Below are 17,244 nucleotides of genomic sequence, written 5' to 3' on the forward strand. Positions count from 1 at the left end.
ACGGCTTTTCGTCATCCAGCCCGCATCCGACCGCCGAGTGCCACTCGTCTTCCCGGCGAACGCCGGGACCCAGCGCCTTTGCATGACCCAAGCGCACACCAGAAGCCTACGAGGCAACCACGGCTTCGTCATCCCAGCGCAGGCTGGGATCCATTTCGCTCTTGCCGTTGCGGTTGCCCGATGCGCCCGCAGACGCCGTAAGCCGATCAAGCAACCCGAGAATCAAGATGGGTCCCAGCTTTCGCTGGGACGACGGCTTTTCGTCATCCAGCCCGCATCCGACCGCCGAGTGCCACTCGTCTTCCCGGCGAATGCCGGGACCCAGCGTCTTTGCACGACCAAGCACACACAAGGCCGATGAGACAATCTCGACTCCGTCATTCCAGCGCAAGCTGGGATCCATTTCGCTCTTGCCGTTGCGCCTGCCGATGAGCCCGCGGACGTCGTAGGCGATCAAACAACCCCAGGATCAAGCTGGGTCCCAGCTTTCGCTGGAACGACGGCGGCTTCGTCATCCAGCCCGCATTCGACAGCCGAGTGCCACCCGTCTTCCCGGCGAACGCCGGGACCCAGCGCCTTCGCACGAGTCAAGCGATGCGCCGCGCACCAACACCGCAGGCGGCAACGTCCCATCCCGTCGTGACTTACACCGTCCCGCGATTCTTGCCCTGCCACGGTTGGTACCACGCGCGGATCGCGGCCATGTCCGTGTCCATGTCGCCGGTCGGGTAGTAGACATCGCCGATGCCGACGATCTTCTCGGGGTAATGGAAGTACGCCATCAGGATCGGTACCTGCGCCTGCTGCGCGATCTTCAGGAACCCCCCCTTCCACTTGTCCACGCGCTTGCGGGTGCCTTCCGGCGTCAGCGCGAACCACATCTTGTCGGACTGACGGATCATCCTCACCGCCTGTTCCACCGTGCCCTGCGGCGAGCTGCGGTCCACCGGCACCACGCCCAGCTTGCGCAGCAACGGCGACAGCGGCCACCAGAACAGTTGCGCCTTGCCCAGCACGCGCACCTGGAAGCCCATCGCGATCTTCGCCGCCATGCCCCAGATGCCGTCCCAGTTGGACGAGTGCGGGGCCACAATCATTACCAGCTTCGGGATGTCGGGCAGGGTGCCGACGATCTTCCAGCCGAACACGCGTAGGAACGTGCGGCCCATCCAGCGGGTGAAGCGGTTCGGCGGCACCTGCGGCATGTTCGGCGGGATGCGCGGGACGATGTCGTGGCTCAAACGGTTACTCCCATTGGTTCTTCTGCGAACGGCCGCGCTTAACCTGGCTGCGTTCGCGCTTGGCGTCCAGCCGGCGCGCCTTCGCAGCGCGCGAAGGCTTGGTGGCGATGCGCTTCTTCGGCACCACCAGCGCAGCGGCGATCAGCGCGGCGAGTCGCTCGCGCGCATCCTGTCGATTGCGGTCCTGCGTGCGGAAGCGCTGCGCGTCGATCACCAGCACGCCCTCGTCGGTGAGCCGGCGGTCGCGCTTGGCCAGCAGGCGCTCGCGCAGGGCCTCGGGAAGCGATGGCGACCCCGCCACATCGAAGCGCAGCTCCACCGCCGTGGCGACCTTGTTGACGTTCTGCCCACCCGCGCCGCTCGCGCGCACGAACCGTTCGACGAGTTCGTCGTCCGGTATCGACAGCGTTGGCGTGATTTCGAGTGCGGTGCTCCCCATGCGCGGATTGTAGTCAGGATGCGCGTCGGTTCGCAGCGCGCTGGCACCCCGATCGCCGTCGATTAACACCAGATTTACTCCCGGGAAGGCACCCTACGACCCCGTTCCACGGTGTCCACGCCGCATGTCCCAGCTCCTGCGCCTCCTGCTCGCCCTCGCCCTGGCGGCATCCGCACCGGCCTTCGCCGCCGAACCGACCGACGCGGACATCGACCGCCTGCTGAAGGCCTCGCGCGCCGAAAGCCTGCTGGCGGGCGTGGTGCCGCAGATGGAAGCCGTGCAGCAGCAGGAGTTCGACAAGCACTTCGCCGGCCGGGAAATGACCGACGAGCAGAAGGCCGAGGTGGCCCGCATCCAGGCCAAGACCCAGGAGATCGTGCGCAAGGCGCTGTCCTGGGAAGAAATGCGCCCGGTGTACCTGGACGTCTACAAGAAGACCTATACGCGCGAAGACGTGCGCGCGATCACGAAGTTCTACGAGAGCGCCGCCGGGCAGCGCATGCTCGACAAGAATCCGGCCCTGATGCAGAACATCATGTCGGCCGTGCAGCAGAAGATGGTGCCGATGCTGGAAGAACTGCAGGCCGAGATCAAGAACATCCCGGTGACCGCGCCGCCGGTCTCTCCGCCGCAGAAGCGCCGCCGCACGCGCTGACGCCTGGACGCAGGTCCGTACGAGGTGGGAGCGACGTAAGTCGCGATGATTTACCGGTAATGCTTCATCGCGACTTATGTCGCTCCCATACGCGAATTACCCAACACTCCGCCTGTCTCAAAGCACCAGTTGGTCCCGAGGTGGCAACCGCCAGTCGATCGGCGCCTGACCCCGCTGCGCCAGGTAATGATTGGTCGCCGAGAAATGCCCGCAGCCCAGGAACCCGCGATGCGCCGACAGCGGCGAGGGATGCGGCGCGCGCAGTACGCGGTGGCGCCGCGTGTCGATCACCTTGCCCTTGGCCTGCGCGTAACTGCCCCACAGCAGGAACACCAGGCCCTCGCGTTCACGCGCAAGCGTTTCGATGGCGTGGTCGGTGAAGCCTTCCCAGCCTTTGCCCTGGTGAGCGCCCGCCCGGCTCTCCTCCACCGTCAGCACGGCATTGAGCAGCAGCACGCCCTGGCGCGCCCAGGGCAGCAGGCAGCCGTGGTCGGGCGGCGCGACGCCCAGGTCCGCGTTGATTTCCTTGTAGATGTTCACCAACGAAGGCGGCACCGGTACGCCCGGCAGCACGGAGAAGCACAGGCCGTGCGCCTGCCCCGGCCCGTGGTACGGGTCCTGGCCGAGGATCACCACCTTCACCGCATCGAAAGGAGTGGCATCGAAGGCCGCGAAGATCTGCGGTCCGGGCGGATAGATGCGCGCGCCAGCGGCCTTGCGCTGACGCAGGAACGCGGACAGATCGCGCATCTCCGGCCGCTGCAGCCAGTCGCCTATGCGGGCCTTCCAGGAGGGTTCCAGCTTGATGCGGTCTTCTTCGGTCATGCCGGACGCACGCGCATCAGACCAGGGCGCGCGATTCGTCCATGCGCGCCAGGCGCAGCTGGAACAGCACCTTGGTCACCAGCAGGCGCTCCTCGATCGGCTTCAGCACCAGATCGTTGGCGCCGGCCTGCAGCAGTTCGGCCTGGTTGTCGCGGTTGCTGTCGCCAGTCATCACCAGGATGGGCAGGCGACGTTTGCCGTACGCGAAATCGACGCGGATGCGCTGCACGATGTCGCGGCCGCTCAGCTCGCCCTTCAGGATGACGTCCGTCAGCACCAGGTCGAATTTGTGCGTGGACAGACCCAGCGATTCGGCGGTGAGCAGCGCGAAGGCATCCTCGGCCTTCAGCACGTGCACCACCTTCAGCGATTGCCGTTCCAGCATGCGCCGCGTGGTTTCGGCCACCACGCGGCTGTCCTCGATGAAGAGGATGGTCGCGCCTGCGACCGGCTCGGGCTGCACATAGCCGCGGATGAAGGTCGCCAGCGCTTCGTGGCCCAGCGACTTGTCGAAGTAGTCGGTGACGAACTCGGTGAAGCGGCGCTCTTCCAGGTGCTGCTGCGCATCGCCGGACACCACGATCACCGGCACGTAGGCCTGACCGGCCGCTTCGCGCACCGTGCGTGCGATCTCCAGGCCGTCGCCGTCGGGCAGCGCCAGCGCGGTGGTCACCAGATGCACGGCCCCCTGCTCCAGCGCGGCGCGCGCCTCGGCGATGCTGGAACACCCGATCACCTCCACGCCGGGCACGTCGCGCCGCAGGACATCCGCGATCAGCTTGCGTACCAGCTTGGAGCCGTCCACCACCATCACGCGGGGGGCGTCGCTGATCAGGTGGCGGAGTTCCTGGGCCATGAAGGAAGCGAGTCTCAGGTTTCTGTGGGGCGAGTCTGACGCAAGAAATGCCCCGTCACCAGCCATGCCCCCAGCCAGCCGATCGCGGTCGCGGCCACCACCACGGTGACGGCCCCCACGACATCCAGTCCCGCCAGGGCGAAGGTGCTGCCGTAACTGCGTGCGAGCGCGGCCAACGGGTCGCGCAGGGCAAGCGCGGCCAGCGTCAACAGGCCGAGCGCGAGCGCGCCGGCGGCCAGGCCATACCACGCGCCAAGGTAGATGAAGGGCCGGCGGATGAAGCCATCGCTGGCGCCCAGCAACTGGAGCACGCCGATTTCCTCGCGCCGCGACTGGATGTCCAGCCGGACCGTGTTGCCCACCACCAGGAGTGCGCCGAGCCCGAACAGCGCCGCCAGCACCCAGGCGAGCCGCCGGCCGAAGCCCATCCAGCCCGCGAGACGATCGCGCCATGCGGCGTCGTGCTGCAGCAGGTCGGTTTCCGGCAGCGCCTGCAAGGCGGCCACCAGGCGCGCGTCGTCGCCTTCCGGCAGCACGATCAGCAGGCTGGGCAGCGGGTTGCCTTCCAATGTATCCAGCGACGCGCCTAGCCCGCTGCGGTCGCGGAACTCGGCCATGCCCTGCTCGGGCGTGCGCAGCTCCACGCCGGCGACGTCGTCGCGGCCACGCAGCTCGAGCGCCAGCGCCTGCGCGCGCGCGACCGGCGTATCGGGCTTGAGAAACAGGTCGATCTCGCGCGACTGCTGCACGTCGCCAGCGAAATGGCCGACGTTCTGCAGGGCCAGCCACAGGCCCAGCGGCAGCGCCAGCGCGATCGCCATCACGCCGATGGTCAGCAGTGTGGCCCACGGGCGACGAGCGGCACGTCCCAGGCTGGAGACGAAACTGTAGAGATGCTGGTCCAGCCAGATGCCGATGCCGGAGCGTGCCTGCGTCCGGGCGTTCTTCGCGTCGCTCATTCGGCTAGGTCCGCGGGAGAGATGTCGTCGACCAGCTTGCCGTGGTCGAGGATCAGCACGCGCTTCTTCATGCGCTTGAGCAGCGACAGGTCGTGGCTGACCACCAGCACGCTGGTGCCGCGCTCAGGCATCGACGCGAACAACGACATGATCTCTGCCGCCAGGGTCGGGTCGAGGTTGCCGGTGGGTTCGTCGGCCACCAGCAGGCGCGGCTCGGCGACGATGGCGCGCGCGATGCCCACGCGCTGCTGCTCGCCAGCGGACAACTGCGTGGGCAGCGCGTTCTCGCGATGGCCCAGACCCAGTCGCGCCAGCACTTCGCGCACACGCTTGCCGATGTCGCCGCGCCGGTCGCCGCGCAGGATCAGCGGCAACGACACGTTTTCCATCACCGTGCGGTCGGTCAGCAGGCGATGGTCCTGGTAGACCGCGCCCACCTCGCGCCGGTGCAGCGGAATGCGCCCGCCGCGCACCTTCAGCAGATTGCGTCCGCCGAACACCACCGCGCCTCGCGAGGGTCGTTCGCTCAGATGGATCAGCTTCAGCAGCGTGCTCTTGCCGGCACCGGAGTGGCCGGTGACGAAGAGCATCTCGCCCTCGGCCACCTCGAAGCTGACGTCGACCAGCGCCGGATGGCCGCCGGGATACTGCTTGCTGACGTTTTCGAATCGAAGGACGCTCATGTGCCTCGATTATGCCGGAGCAGCGAAGACGCTGGCGATGCCGCGCGGGCAAAAAAGAAGCCGGGACATGCCCGGCTTCTCATGGTTCCGTCTTTCCGGTGGCTCAGCCGCCAACCAGCGAACGGATCTTGCGGCCGAGGCGCGTCAGGAAGCCCGCGTTCTCGTCCTTCGCCTGCGCGGCGGGCTTTGGTGCGATGGGCGCGGCGACGTTCGCCACGGCGCCCTCGGCGCCTTCCAGCGGACGTCCGTGGCGACGACGGCGTCGCTTGCGCGGCTTGCGATCACCTTCGGGCGCCACGGCGGTCTCCGCGCGCGCTTCATTGGCAGGCCGCTCGGCCTGCGGCTTCGGGGCCTCGCCTTCCGGACGCGGCGCGCGCGGCGGACGCGGCTTGCCGTCGGCCGAACGCGGACCCCCTTCGCGGCGGCCACCCTCACGGCGCCCGCCATCGCGACGCCCTGCACCACCACCGGACTTGCGGCTACCGCCACGACGCTCTTCGTCGGCGGCCTTCTGCTCGCGGGCTTCGCGGAAGATCTGGCCGATGCTCTCTTCTTCCTCGTCGCTCTCGCCCGCTTCCGGCTTCGGACGCTCCGGCCGCGGCAGCGCGGTCAGCAGCTCTGCGGTGACCGGCTCGGACGGGATCTTCTGCTCGATATAGGCCTCGATGTCCGGCAGCGACATCGCGTAGCGCTCGCAGGCGAAGCTGATCGCGTCGCCTTCCGCGCCCAGGCGCGCGGTGCGGCCGATGCGGTGCACGTAGTCTTCGGCATCGAACGGCAGGTCGAAGTTGAACACGTGCGACACGCCGTCGATATGCAGGCCGCGCGCGGCGACGTCGGTGGCCACCAGCAGTTCCAGCTGGCCGGCCTGGAAGCGCTTGAGCAAGGTCTCGCGCTTTTTCTGCGGCACATCGCCGGACAGCACGCCGACCCGATAGCCCGCCCGCTCCAGCGCGCGCGCCACGCGCTCGACGAACGCCTTGGTGTTGACGAACACCATCGTGCGCGCGCCTTCGCTGCGCGACAGCAGGCCGATCAGCAGCGGGATCTTCTCTTCGTCGGCCGGGTAGTACAGCTTCTGCCGCACCTTGGCCGCGGTGATGAACTCGGTTTCGACGACGAGCTTCTCCGGCTCGTTCATGTGCTCGTACGCGAGTTCCAGCACGCGGTGCGACAGCGTGGCCGAGAACAGCAGCGTCTGCCGCGTGGTGCGCTCGGGCATGCGGCGCAGCAGGAAACGGATGTCCTTGATGAAGCCGAGGTCGAACATGCGGTCGGCTTCGTCCAGCACGCACATCTCGCACGCGTGCAGGCTGACCACCTTGTGCTGCTTGACGTAGTCGATCAGGCGGCCGGGCGTGGCGATGATGACGTCCACGCCCTTCTGCAGCAGTTCGCGCTGCTTGTCGTAGTCCACGCCGCCGTAGACCAGCGCGAAGCGCAGGCCGAGGTCGGCACCGAACTTCACCGCGTCCTTGTGGATCTGGATGGCGAGTTCGCGGGTGGGCGCCAGGATCAGCGCGCGCGGGTCCTCGGGCTTGCGTTCGGCCAGGGCCGGGCGGCTCAGCAGGCGATTCATCACCGCGACCAGGAAGGCCAGCGTCTTGCCGGTGCCGGTCTGCGCCTGGCCCGCGACATCGCGGCCGGCCAGGGCGACCGGCAGGGTCATCGCCTGGATGGGGGTGCAACGAGTAAAGCCTGCGGCCTCAAGACCGGCCAGCAGGGCCGGATGCAGGTCGAACGAACTGAAAGTAATGTCGGTTAAGGGTTTGTCGCTCATGCCATCTTCTTTGCGCCGCAGTGTTCTGCGTGCGGCTGTGTGAATGCGGGTCGCTGTGCTTGCAACGGGGGGTCCGGCGTCGCACACTGCGCTCCCTGTGCCGGGCTGCGCGGCCGCCCAGGAGCTTCTTGAAATGGCCGCGGAACGCCCCAGTTTACCCCAAACAGACGGCCGACCCGGCCCGAACCCGTCCGCGGGCCCCCGCGGACCCCGCAGGAGACCCCAGTGAGCGATAAAGTTTCCCACGTCGGCGACGCCGATTTCGATGCCGCCGTGCTGCAGTCCGGCGAGCCGGTGCTGGTGGATTTCTGGGCCGAATGGTGCGGCCCGTGCAAGATGATTTCCCCGGTCCTGGACGAGCTGGCCGAAACCTACGGCGGCAAGCTCAAGGTCGCCAAGGTGAACGTGGACGAGAACCGCGCGACCGCGATCAAGTACCACGTGCGGTCCATCCCGATGCTGCTGCTGTTCAAGGACGGCCAGGTCCAGGCCACCCAGATCGGCGCCGTCGGCAAGGGCCAGCTGACCCAGATGATCGACAAGGCCCTGGGCTCCCAGGCCGCCTGACCTCCAGGCCCCGGCGCCGACCGGGGCGTTGGCTGAATCCGTTCAAACCCGCCGCGGTGGCCCGGCTTGCCGCCGCCGCAGGCCGGTGATAGTGTCGAACCGAATCCGGCGCAGGGGATGCGCCGCACCCATCTGAAGCCCCACTCCTCTTTTACTCACCCGCCGCCGCAACGCCGGCGCGCTCGCCACCTAGCGAGGAATCGCAACTTGTCCGACAGCAGCAACGAAACCGGCGCTCCCGCCGAGAAGCGCGTGCGCAAAGCCCGCGTCCCGAAGGCCTCTTCCGCCGAGACACCCACACCGCAGGCCGACGCCGCGCCGCAGCTCCCGCTGCCGCCGGTGAACGACGCGCCCGCCCCGGCCTCCGCGCCCGCGCCCGCCGCTGCCCATGAGGGTGGCGAGCCGACGCACGGTGGCGGCCAACAGGGCCAGGACGGTGGCCAGGACGCGCGCGAGCCGCGCGAAGGCAACCGGTTCGGCAACAACCGCCGCGAGCGCTTCCGCAACCGCCGCGAGCGCAACCGCGAACGTTACGGCAACGACGGCATGCCGCAGGAAGGCGGCGGCAATGGCGGCGGCCAGGGCGGCCAGGAGAACTACGCCCCGCGCCCGCAGCCGAGCGTGCCGGAGGGCTTCCCGCAGTACTCGCTGGGCGACCTCAAGCGCATGCCCGCGCCCAAGCTGCTGGACATCGCCGAGCAGCTGAACATCCAGGAAGGCGTGGCCCGTGCCCGTAAGCAGGACGTGATCTTCGCGCTGCTGAAGGTGCTGACCCGCCACGGTGAGGGGGTCGCCGCCGACGGCGTGCTGGAAATCCTCCCGGACGGCTTCGGCTTCCTGCGCGCCGCGGAGGCCAGCTACCTGGCCGGCCCGGACGACGTCTATATCAGCCCCAGCCAGATCCGCCGCTTCAACCTGCGTACCGGCGACCACCTGGCCGGCCGTATCCGCTGGCCGAAGGATGGCGAGCGCTACTTCGCGCTGTCGACGATCGACACGATCAACGGCGAGCCACTGGAAGCGTCGAAGAACAAGGTGCTGTTCGAAAACCTGACGCCGCTGTTCCCGCGCCGTCGTTTCACCCTGGAGCGCGGCAACGGCTCGTCGGAAGACATCGCCGGCCGCATCCTCGACCTGATGGCGCCGCAAGGCAAGGGCCAGCGCGCCCTGATCGTGTCGCCGCCGAAGGCCGGCAAGACGATCATGATGCAGCAGATCGCCACCGCCATCACGACCAACCACCCTGACGTGCACCTGATCGTGCTGCTGGTGGACGAGCGTCCGGAAGAAGTGACCGAAATGCAGCGCACCGTGCGCGGCGAAGTGGTCAGCTCCACGTTCGACGAGCCGGCCGCGCGCCACGTGCAGGTCGCCGAAATGGTGATCGAGCGCGCCAAGCGCCTGGTCGAGCACAAGAAGGACGTGGTGATCATGCTGGACTCGATCACCCGCCTGGCCCGCGCCTACAACAATGTTGTGCCCAGCTCCGGCAAGGTGCTGACCGGCGGCGTGGACGCCAACGCCCTGCACCGCCCGAAGCGCTTCTTCGGCGCTGCGCGCAATGTCGAGGAAGGCGGTTCGCTGACCATCATCGCCACGGCGCTGGTCGAGACCGGCAGCAAGATGGACGAGGTGATCTACGAAGAGTTCAAGGGCACCGGCAACAGCGAAGTGCACCTGAACCGCCGCATCACCGAGAAGCGCGTCTACCCGGCCATCGACATCAACCGTTCGGGCACCCGCCGCGAAGACCTGCTGATCGAACCGGAGCTGCTGCAGAAGATCTGGATCCTGCGCAAGCTGCTGCACCCGATGGACGAGATCGCGGCGATGGAGTTCTTGCTGGACAAGATGAAGAACACCAAGTCCAACGACGAGTTCTTCAGCTCGATGAAGCGCTGATCGTTCACGCTGCAGGAAACGAAAAACGCCCCGCATTGCGGGGCGTTTTGCTAGGCGCAGAAAGCTGGGTGCCGCATTAAGGCACCCGCTGTATCCCGCCGCCCGATTCGACGCGCGGGACGGAGCCCAGTGACGTTTCTATCCGTGGCCCTACACCGACCAGTTCCAAACTGTCGGCTTCATGTGCGCCGAATGCCAAGCCATCGATTTTCATCCAAGGCGTGGGGTGGCGGGGTCCTGGCACGTAATACATCCACTGCCCGTACCCAGGCCGCGGCTTGGTGTCATAAGTCACGGGAACCCGCACAGACAGGTGAGGCGCGTCCGCCAACGGACCTTTGACCGGCATCCGGAACTTCCATCGTCGCGCCGCTGCCGCCGTCTGCGCAGCGAAGTCGGCACGGATCTGGGCGACCTCGTCAGCCGGGCCGACGACATCCAGATTTACCTGCTCGGCCACCAGATCCTCCACGCTACCGTTGCGGTCCAGCTTGACGATCATGACCACCTCGCCACCGATGCCTTTGGCTACGTGGGAGCGGGGATACTCCGGGCGCTTCAAGCGACCCGCGACCGTGGGTTCCTGGTCTCGATCGCGGGCCATCCGGATCGAGGCGCCCGCCAGCGACAGGACATGGCGTTCGCTGCCTTGCGGCAATGCCACGACGCGAACACTGAAACGCAGCTCATCTTGCGTTCCATCCGCGCCCTTGACGCGCCAATGCGGGATTGAGCGGCCGAGATGCCGCAGTACCTCCGGCGGCACTTCGGCCGCCCGGTCAATGGCGTGGGCCGTGATGGTTCCGTCGTCCGACACGACCAGGGTCCCCGTCAGCACCATGGCACCGACGACCTGTTCCCGCATCGGGTTTCCGGCCTGCGCGGCAACGTCATGACCGGCGGGGTGCAAAGGCTTTGCCAGCGTAGCGCCGCCTGTCCATGCCAGGCCTGCCGCTATGACATAGGCCGCGGTTCTCATGGGTAGCATGGCGGTGGCTCGCTCAGGCGCCATCCAACGGCGTAAGTAATTTCGGACCCTGCTTGCCTCCCGCCATGTGCACGCTACCTTCGGCGAGCGCATCGGGCGAGAAGCCAGGACCGTCGTCATCCTGCGCCCAGGAAACGCGCTCGCGCGGGCCAGGCACGTAGACTTCCCATTTGCCGTAGCGCGGCTTCTCGCCAAAATTGAAATCGACGGGCACACGCACGACCCAATATGGCTGCTCCGCGGCATCGCCACGGGTCGGGGTAGTGAAGGTCCACTTTGCCGCCGCTCCGATCGCTGCCCGTGCGAAGCGTTCGCGGAACTGGCGCATCTGTCCTTCGCTGGCGACCATACGCAGGTTCACCTGCTCCGCGACCACATCGTCGACCGTGCCGTGGCGACCGATCTTCAATAGCAGGTACACCGTCCCTTGGACGCCGCCCTGGGCTGCCGCCATCGGGTACCCCGGCGGCTTCATCCCGTTGCTACTGATGCGCTCCTCCGGCGGCATGGCCAGGTAATCTCCAAAGTCGGCGCCCCGGACCGTGACCTGCATGTTGCCGTCGCCGGTGGACTTGGCCACGAGGCGCGCGCTCATCCGCGTGCGTACCTGCCTGACGACGCCCTCCACCAGGACCGGCTCGAAACGCCATGATGTCGCGACCCGGGTCACGAAGGGCGCGATGCCTTCCGGCAGACGGTCCGGCTTGTCCAGATCCACAGCGGCCACGCTGCCATCGGTGCGGATCGTGATCATGCCGGTGACCAACATGCTGCCTTCGACCTGCTTGCGAACGGCACGCGGGCCTTCCGCCCAAGCACCCTGCGCGAACGCCAACAACCCCACGAGCATCCACGCGAGCCAAGCATTACGCTGCTTCATACGTTCTCCTCGATCCCTGGAAACGGGCCCGTCCCGGGCCGGTCCGCCGCATACTATCCCCACGAGGTGACGCATGCACGGTAGCGGTCTGGAGTTGGCGCTGGTGTTCCTGCTGGCCGCGGTGATCGCGGTGCCGGTGTTCAAGCGCTTCGGGTTGGGGGCGGTGCTGGCTTATCTGGTGGCCGGCGTGGTGCTGGGGCCGGACGGGCTGGCGCTGGTGCGCGATGCCGACCGCATCCTCAACGCTGCGGAAATCGGCGTGGTGATGATGCTGTTCGTCATCGGCCTGGAACTCTCGCCGTCGCGCCTGCGGGTGATGCGCAAGCCGGTGTTCGGCGCCGGGGGACTGCAGGTCCTGCTGAGCGCGCTGCTGCTGGGCGGCCTGGCGCTGCTGTTCGAACACCACTGGAAAACGGCGCTGGTGGTGGGCCTGGGCCTGGCGCTGTCGTCCACCGCGGTCAGCCTGCAACTGCTGTCCGAGCGCAAGGAACTGACCAGCGAGCATGGCCGGCTGGGCTTCGCGATCCTGCTGTTCCAGGACCTGGCGGCGATCCCGTTGCTGGCCGCCATCCCGCTGCTGGGCGGGGCCAAGAACGAGACGCTGACGTGGACGATGGTGTTCCATGCGGTCGGCGCCATCGCTGTCGTCATCCTGGGCGGCCGGCTGGTGTTGCGCCAGTTGTTCCGCGTGGTCGCGCGCACGCGCATGCCGGAGGTGTTCACCGCCACCGCGCTGCTGGTGGTGCTAGGCATCGCCTGGTTCATGCAGCTGGCCGACCTGAGCGCCGGCTTGGGCGCGTTCCTCGCCGGCGTGCTGCTGTCGGACTCGGAATTCCGCCACGAACTCGAATCGCAGATCGATCCTTTCAAGGGCCTGCTGCTGGGTCTGTTCTTCATCGCGGTCGGCATGGACATCGACCTCGACGCCATGGTGGAACAACCCGAAATGATCACCACGGGGGTGTTGATCCTCCTGGCGGTGAAGTTCAGCGTGCTGTTCGGCGTCGGCCGTTGGCCCGGCCGGCTGGACCCGCGCGGCGCGCTGATGATGGCGGGCACGCTGTGGCTCGGCGGCGAATTCGCCTTCGTCGTCTTCAGCGAAGCCGCACGCGTGCGCCTGATCGATGCCGAACTGCGCAACCAGCTGACCGCCATCGTCGGCGTGTCGATGGCGCTCACGCCGGTCCTGCTGCTGGGCCTGCATCGCGCGCTGGCCGGCGTGAAGCGACCCAAGCCCGACACGCGCACGTTCGACGAGATCCCCGACGAGCAGCCGCAGGTGCTGATCGCCGGCATGGGCCGCTTCGGCCAGATCGTCGCGCGCCTGCTGACGGCGCAGAAGATTCCGTTCGTCGCGCTCGAGCACAGTCCCGAAACCGTCGACACGCTGCGCCGCTTCGGCAATATCCGGCTGTATTACGGCGACCCGACGCGCCCGGACCTGTTGCGCTCGGCGGGCGCGCAGCACGTCAAGGTTTTCGTCATCGCCATGGACGACCCCGACACCAACATCAAGGCAACGCGCCTGATCCGCCGCATGTATCCCGAGGCACGGGTGCTGGCGCGCGCGCGCAACCGCCAGCATGCGTGGCGGCTGATGGACCTGAGCGCGGAGGCTTATCGCGAAACGCTGGGCTCGAGCCTGGAGATGGCGCAGCAGGTGCTGGTCGAGCTGGGCATGTCGGCCGACACCGCGGCCGACCACGCGCGTCGCTTCCGCCTGCACGACGAGAAACTGCTGCGCGCGCAGTACCTGGTCTACGACGACGACGGCGCGGTGATCCAGACGGCACGCGATGCCGTCAGCGACCTGGAGAAGCTGTTCGAGGCCGACGCGACCGGCGAAGACACACCGCCGGCGCGCTGAGGCCGCGGCTCAGCCGCGGTCGCGCAGGAAGCGGGCCATCGAGGCGCCCGCGCCGGGCGTGGCCGGGACGAACTCGGCGGCCACGTCGATGAAGCCGCGCATCACCGCGATCTCGCGCGGCGTGCGGTTCAGCGCGTCGCGCAGTTCCGGATCGGCGCCGGCGCGCAGCAGGCGACTGACCACGCGCAGCAGGCCGTGAAGCGAAGCCAGGTGCAGCGGCCCGAAGCCGCGCGGGTCCTGCACATCCAGCGATACGCCTTCGTCGAGCAGGCGCTCCAGGCCGGCCAGCACGACTTCCTCATCGCAGGCGGTGCCCGGTTCGGCGCGGGCGCCCAGCAGCAACAGCAGCGGCGTGACCGAACCGGAGGCCACCTGCTCGGGCTCCGCGCCGGACAGCAGCAACGTGTCGAGCAGCGCGACCAGACGCGGCTTCTCGCGTGCGGTGAAACCGTAGAGCGTGGCGCAATGCAGCGGCGTGAGCCCCTGCGCATCGCCGGCGTGCACGTTGGCGCCGGCGGTGATCAGGCGCGCGGCGATCTCGGGCAGACCCAGCGCGGCCGCCAGCATCAGCACGGTCACGCCACCGGGCAGGCGGTATTCGATGTCCGCGCCGGCGGCCAGCAGCGCGCCGACAATCTCCGCCTGGCGCATGCTCACCGCCGCCGACAGCGGCGTCGCACCGGTGTGTGCGGCGCGCTGCGGATCGGCGCCGCGCGCGATCAGCAGTTCCACCGTGGTGGCGAAGCCGCCGCCCGCCGCGCGCAGCAGGGCGGTGCAACCCTGGGCGTCGGGCGAATCGACATCGAACCCGAGGTCGAGCAAGCGGCGCACCGCGTCCCGATCGCCGACCATCGCGGCCGACGGCAGGTCGGCCGGGCGCAGCGCGCGCTTGGGCAACGGCCAGGTTCGCCAGTCCAGCCACTCCGCCAGGTCGCGCCGTCCACAGGCCAGCGCCACGCCGAGCGGGGTCTGGCCATCGGCAGCGCGCGCGTCCGGCGAGGCGCCCTTGGCGATCAACTGCTTGAGGGCGGTCTCGCGGCCGAGCACGGCGGCCAGATGCAGCGCCGTCATGCCATGGCTGTCGCGCGCCTCGCGGTCCACGCCGATGTCGAGCAGGCGATCGAGTACGCGCTGCCAGCCCAGGCGCACCGCGAGCGAGAGCGCGGGATCGCCTTGCGGGGAAGCGCCGAACGGATCAGCGCCGCGATCCAGCAGGTCCAGCGCGCAGGACTCCAGCGTGCGTGCGGCCTGGTCGTCGGCCGCGCAGGCGGCCAGGAACCGCGACAGGCCGCCGGCACCGGCCGGAGACACGCCGCGCGCGAGCACCGCGGCGAGCGCAGGAACGCCCGACGCGCCCTGCGACAGCAACGCGAAGGCCAGCGTATCGCCTTGCGCGTTGCGCATCTCCGGGTCGGCGCCCTGGCGCAGCAGCCACGACAGGCGCGAGGGCCGCTGCAGATCGCCCTCGTGCAGCAGTACGCCAAGTTCCTCGCGCGAGCACAGGCGCGCGAGCGCCTCCAACCCGTCGAACTGTCCGCTGGCCAGGCCTTCGCGCAATAGCGCAGAGGGCGCGCGGTCGGGAGGCGCCTCGTCGTCGGCGGCCGCTACGGCATCGGGCAGGGCGTAGGTGGGATCGAGCGCGGACACCAGCGCCCAGCGGCCCGCCTCCGCCGCCGCATCGACGGCGCGACGTCCGGCGGCATCGGTGTCGGCCGGATCGATGCCCCACTCCAGCAGGCGGCGCACCAGCGCAGGCGATACCTGCTCCGCACCACAGGCCAGCATCAGCGCGTTGCGCCGTTCCGCATCGGTGGCCAGGCGGTCCGCACCGGCGTCGGCCAGCTTCTCCAGCACCGCGGTGCGTGCGCCGCGCGCGGCGTCGAGCCACGGCGTGCGCTGTTGCGCATCGCGCGCGTGCACGTCGGCCCCGGCGGCGAGCAGCGTGGCGACCACTTCGGCATGGCCCGCATACGCGGCCTCGTGCAGGGCGCTGCGGCGCTGCGCGTCGCGCGCATCGACCTTCGCCTTGTGCTTGAGCAACAGTTGCACGCCCGCAGGATCGTCTTCTTCCGTCGCGGCGGCGGCCAGCAGTACCGGCTGCCCGCCCTGCGGGTCGGGGCGCGCACCGCGTTCCAGCAGGAACTTCGCCAACCGCCAGTTGCCCGCCATGCAGGCCACGCCGAGCGGGGTCAGCCCGTCATGGTTGAGCGCATCCAGTTCGGCCGCGGCATCGCGCAACAGCGCGACCACGCCAGGATCCGAACTGCGCGCAGCGTGATGCAGCGGCGTATTGCCCTCGGCATCGGCAATGCGGGGATCGGCGCCATTGGCCAGCAGCGTGGTCACCGCGTCCGGCCGCCCGTGCCAGCTGTCGCGGGTGGCCGCCAGCAGTGGCGTGACGCCGGCATGGGCATGGTTGAGGTCCACGCCGTGCGCGATCAGCGTGCGCAACAGGCGCAGGTCCGGCAACACGGCGGCCAGCGCACCCAGGCTGCGCTGGTCGCGCGAGCCTTCCGCCGGCAACGCATGGGCATCGGCGCCGGCTTCGATCAGTGCCAACGCCCGATCGACGCGCCCGGCGCGCGCCGCCTCGAACAGGGCCTGGTCGAGATCGACATCCACGCCGGCTTCGGCTGAGGCGGCCGGCGCATCGAAGGCGTCGGCGTCGCGTTCCGGCGGCATCTCCACGACCGGCAGCACGCCCGCCCCCGCCACGCGCTGCACGCCAAGGTGCAGCCACGGCAGCAGGAGGGCGTAAGCAACCGCGAGAGCCGTGCGGGCCGATGCGGGCACCAGGCCGGGCCAGGCCAGGCACAGGCCGCCCCCGATCGCCACCGTCAGCGCCGTGGCCACGACCAGGCCGCGCCAAGCGTGGAAGTCATGTTCCAGCAGCCCGCGCCAGTGGGCCGCGAGCGCGCCGCCGTCGCGCTCCAACCCGTGCCACAACGGCCAGGTGCGCCAGAGGCCCACGATGACCGCACCGATCACGGCACTGACACCCAGCGCCGCCGGCAGGCTGCCGCTGTCGTGCAACGACGCCAGCGGCCAGGCCAGCAGCAGCGCGCTACCGGCGAACGCCGCCGCCCAGGCCAGCGCCAAAGCCGGCAGGTCCTCGCGCCAGGCCCGACCGGGCGCCAGCACACGCGTGCCCCGCAGCCACGACACGCCCAGCGCCACCGCCGGCTGCGCCAGCCACGCGCCGATGGCCGCCGGCACGCCGCCCAGCCACGCGCCGATGCCGGCCAGCAGCAGGCCTGCCAGCAGGGCGACCAGGGCGACGTGGCGGATCTGCAGCCGGGGCTCAGGCATCGGGACGGACGGCGGGATCGGGTTGCGGCGGGAACTGGATATGGAACCCGCGCGAGGCGAGGTTGGTGCGGACCACGTCGGCATCCTCGCGGGCGAGTTTTCGCTCCGGCGTCAGGGCGACCTCGAGGACGAACGACAGGTTGCCCAGTTGGGTGCGCAGCGGCTCGGGCAATCGGCCGAAATCGTCGCGCGCAGCCAGATAGACGAACGTGTCGGCCTTGCGCTGACTCTTGTAGACGTAGGCTTGCATCCGCGCGCGTTGCGCCCTGCCAGTGGACAAGCGGGGATTGTGC

General features: G+C 68.9%; 16 protein-coding genes. 4 read left to right on the forward strand and 12 right to left on the reverse strand.

Features of this window, described 5'->3' with window-relative positions:
- Nucleotides 1-106: 106 nt before the first annotated feature.
- The 3 genes from AC23D6_RS17995 to arfB all read right to left on the reverse strand — a co-directional run bounded on the left by AC23D6_RS17995 (nucleotide 107) and on the right by arfB (nucleotide 1,680).
- On the reverse strand, nucleotides 107-457 hold the full coding sequence (locus tag AC23D6_RS17995) for a hypothetical protein (RefSeq protein WP_487750570.1): 351 nt from the start codon (nucleotides 455-457) through the stop codon (nucleotides 107-109).
- Nucleotides 458-644: 187 nt separating this feature from the next.
- The gene (locus tag AC23D6_RS18000; protein ID WP_487752676.1) at nucleotides 645-1,205 is read right to left on the reverse strand and encodes a lysophospholipid acyltransferase family protein; all 561 of its coding nucleotides are present in this window, start codon (nucleotides 1,203-1,205) and stop codon (nucleotides 645-647) included.
- Nucleotides 1,206-1,245: 40 nt separating this feature from the next.
- Nucleotides 1,246-1,680, reverse strand: a complete 435-nt coding sequence (gene arfB / locus AC23D6_RS18005; RefSeq protein WP_487750571.1) for an alternative ribosome rescue aminoacyl-tRNA hydrolase ArfB — start codon at nucleotides 1,678-1,680, stop codon at nucleotides 1,246-1,248.
- Nucleotides 1,681-1,804: 124 nt separating this feature from the next.
- Between arfB and AC23D6_RS18010 the strand changes: the two genes are divergently transcribed.
- On the forward strand, nucleotides 1,805-2,335 hold the full coding sequence (locus AC23D6_RS18010) for a DUF2059 domain-containing protein (protein ID WP_487750572.1): 531 nt from the start codon (nucleotides 1,805-1,807) through the stop codon (nucleotides 2,333-2,335).
- A 117-nt stretch (nucleotides 2,336-2,452) separates the two neighbouring features.
- On the opposite strand, the gene ung is transcribed toward AC23D6_RS18010, so the two are convergent.
- The 5 genes from ung to rhlB form a co-directional block, all read right to left on the reverse strand.
- Nucleotides 2,453-3,160, reverse strand: coding sequence for a uracil-DNA glycosylase (gene ung, locus AC23D6_RS18015; RefSeq protein WP_487750573.1), 708 nt, complete (start codon nucleotides 3,158-3,160; stop codon nucleotides 2,453-2,455).
- A gap of 16 nt (nucleotides 3,161-3,176) precedes the next feature.
- Entirely contained in the window at nucleotides 3,177-4,016 is an 840-nt protein-coding gene (locus AC23D6_RS18020) for a response regulator (RefSeq protein WP_487750574.1), read from the reverse strand.
- 14 nt (nucleotides 4,017-4,030) lie between these two features.
- Entirely contained in the window at nucleotides 4,031-4,975 is a 945-nt protein-coding gene (ftsX, locus tag AC23D6_RS18025; RefSeq protein ID WP_487750575.1) for a permease-like cell division protein FtsX, read from the reverse strand.
- The gene (ftsE, locus tag AC23D6_RS18030; RefSeq protein WP_487750576.1) at nucleotides 4,972-5,658 is read right to left on the reverse strand and encodes a cell division ATP-binding protein FtsE; all 687 of its coding nucleotides are present in this window, start codon (nucleotides 5,656-5,658) and stop codon (nucleotides 4,972-4,974) included. Before ftsE ends, ftsX begins: the two co-directional genes overlap by 4 nt.
- 103 nt (nucleotides 5,659-5,761) lie before the next feature.
- The gene (rhlB, locus tag AC23D6_RS18035; protein WP_487750577.1) at nucleotides 5,762-7,438 is read right to left on the reverse strand and encodes an ATP-dependent RNA helicase RhlB; all 1,677 of its coding nucleotides are present in this window, start codon (nucleotides 7,436-7,438) and stop codon (nucleotides 5,762-5,764) included.
- A gap of 225 nt (nucleotides 7,439-7,663) precedes the next feature.
- Here rhlB and trxA point away from each other — a divergent pair, with 225 nt between their 5' ends.
- Both trxA and rho read left to right on the forward strand, forming a co-directional pair.
- Nucleotides 7,664-8,005: a thioredoxin TrxA gene (gene trxA, locus AC23D6_RS18040; RefSeq protein ID WP_487750578.1), complete on the forward strand. Its 342-nt coding sequence runs from the start codon at nucleotides 7,664-7,666 to the stop codon at nucleotides 8,003-8,005.
- 207 nt (nucleotides 8,006-8,212) lie between these two features.
- Nucleotides 8,213-9,907 (forward strand): transcription termination factor Rho, encoded by a 1,695-nt coding sequence (rho, locus tag AC23D6_RS18045; protein WP_487750579.1) that lies wholly within the window; start codon nucleotides 8,213-8,215, stop codon nucleotides 9,905-9,907.
- 76 nt (nucleotides 9,908-9,983) lie between these two features.
- Here the strand turns inward: rho and AC23D6_RS18050 are convergent, their stop codons facing one another.
- On the reverse strand, nucleotides 9,984-10,886 hold the full coding sequence (locus tag AC23D6_RS18050) for an energy transducer TonB (RefSeq protein ID WP_487750580.1): 903 nt from the start codon (nucleotides 10,884-10,886) through the stop codon (nucleotides 9,984-9,986).
- 22 nt (nucleotides 10,887-10,908) lie between these two features.
- Nucleotides 10,909-11,775 carry an energy transducer TonB gene (locus tag AC23D6_RS18055; protein WP_487750581.1) on the reverse strand — a complete coding sequence of 289 codons (867 nt, stop codon included), beginning with the start codon at nucleotides 11,773-11,775 and terminating at the stop codon, nucleotides 10,909-10,911.
- Between the two features lie 73 nt (nucleotides 11,776-11,848).
- Here AC23D6_RS18055 and AC23D6_RS18060 point away from each other — a divergent pair, with 73 nt between their 5' ends.
- Nucleotides 11,849-13,642, forward strand: coding sequence for a monovalent cation:proton antiporter-2 (CPA2) family protein (locus AC23D6_RS18060; RefSeq protein ID WP_487750582.1), 1,794 nt, complete (start codon nucleotides 11,849-11,851; stop codon nucleotides 13,640-13,642).
- A 9-nt stretch (nucleotides 13,643-13,651) separates the two neighbouring features.
- Here the strand turns inward: AC23D6_RS18060 and AC23D6_RS18065 are convergent, their stop codons facing one another.
- Entirely contained in the window at nucleotides 13,652-16,951 is a 3,300-nt protein-coding gene (locus AC23D6_RS18065) for an ankyrin repeat domain-containing protein (protein WP_487750583.1), read from the reverse strand.
- Complete coding sequence (locus AC23D6_RS18070; protein WP_487752677.1) at nucleotides 16,944-17,201, reverse strand: YcgL domain-containing protein; 258 nt, start codon at nucleotides 17,199-17,201, stop codon at nucleotides 16,944-16,946. Before AC23D6_RS18070 ends, AC23D6_RS18065 begins: the two co-directional genes overlap by 8 nt.
- Between the last annotated feature and the right edge of the window lie 43 nt (nucleotides 17,202-17,244).

The organism is Pseudoxanthomonas sp. G3 (genome assembly GCF_057654715.1).

Excerpts from the sequence above, each read along its gene's own strand:
- AC23D6_RS18070 (WP_487752677.1), bottom strand. The coding sequence starts at position 17,201 with ATGCAAGCCTACGTCTACAAGAGTCAGCGCAAGGCCGACACGTTCGTC.
- AC23D6_RS18010 (WP_487750572.1), top strand. The coding sequence starts at position 1,805 with ATGTCCCAGCTCCTGCGCCTCCTGCTCGCCCTCGCCCTGGCGGCATCC.
- arfB (WP_487750571.1), bottom strand. The coding sequence starts at position 1,680 with ATGGGGAGCACCGCACTCGAAATCACGCCAACGCTGTCGATACCGGAC.
- AC23D6_RS18050 (WP_487750580.1), bottom strand. The coding sequence starts at position 10,886 with ATGAGAACCGCGGCCTATGTCATAGCGGCAGGCCTGGCATGGACAGGC.
- AC23D6_RS18020 (WP_487750574.1), bottom strand. The coding sequence starts at position 4,016 with ATGGCCCAGGAACTCCGCCACCTGATCAGCGACGCCCCCCGCGTGATG.
- AC23D6_RS18055 (WP_487750581.1), bottom strand. The coding sequence starts at position 11,775 with ATGAAGCAGCGTAATGCTTGGCTCGCGTGGATGCTCGTGGGGTTGTTG.
- ftsX (WP_487750575.1), bottom strand. The coding sequence starts at position 4,975 with ATGAGCGACGCGAAGAACGCCCGGACGCAGGCACGCTCCGGCATCGGC.
- AC23D6_RS18065 (WP_487750583.1), bottom strand. The coding sequence starts at position 16,951 with ATGCCTGAGCCCCGGCTGCAGATCCGCCACGTCGCCCTGGTCGCCCTG.
- AC23D6_RS18000 (WP_487752676.1), bottom strand. The coding sequence starts at position 1,205 with ATGCCGCAGGTGCCGCCGAACCGCTTCACCCGCTGGATGGGCCGCACG.
- rhlB (WP_487750577.1), bottom strand. The coding sequence starts at position 7,438 with ATGAGCGACAAACCCTTAACCGACATTACTTTCAGTTCGTTCGACCTG.
- ung (WP_487750573.1), bottom strand. The coding sequence starts at position 3,160 with ATGACCGAAGAAGACCGCATCAAGCTGGAACCCTCCTGGAAGGCCCGC.
- AC23D6_RS18060 (WP_487750582.1), top strand. The coding sequence starts at position 11,849 with ATGCACGGTAGCGGTCTGGAGTTGGCGCTGGTGTTCCTGCTGGCCGCG.
- ftsE (WP_487750576.1), bottom strand. The coding sequence starts at position 5,658 with ATGAGCGTCCTTCGATTCGAAAACGTCAGCAAGCAGTATCCCGGCGGC.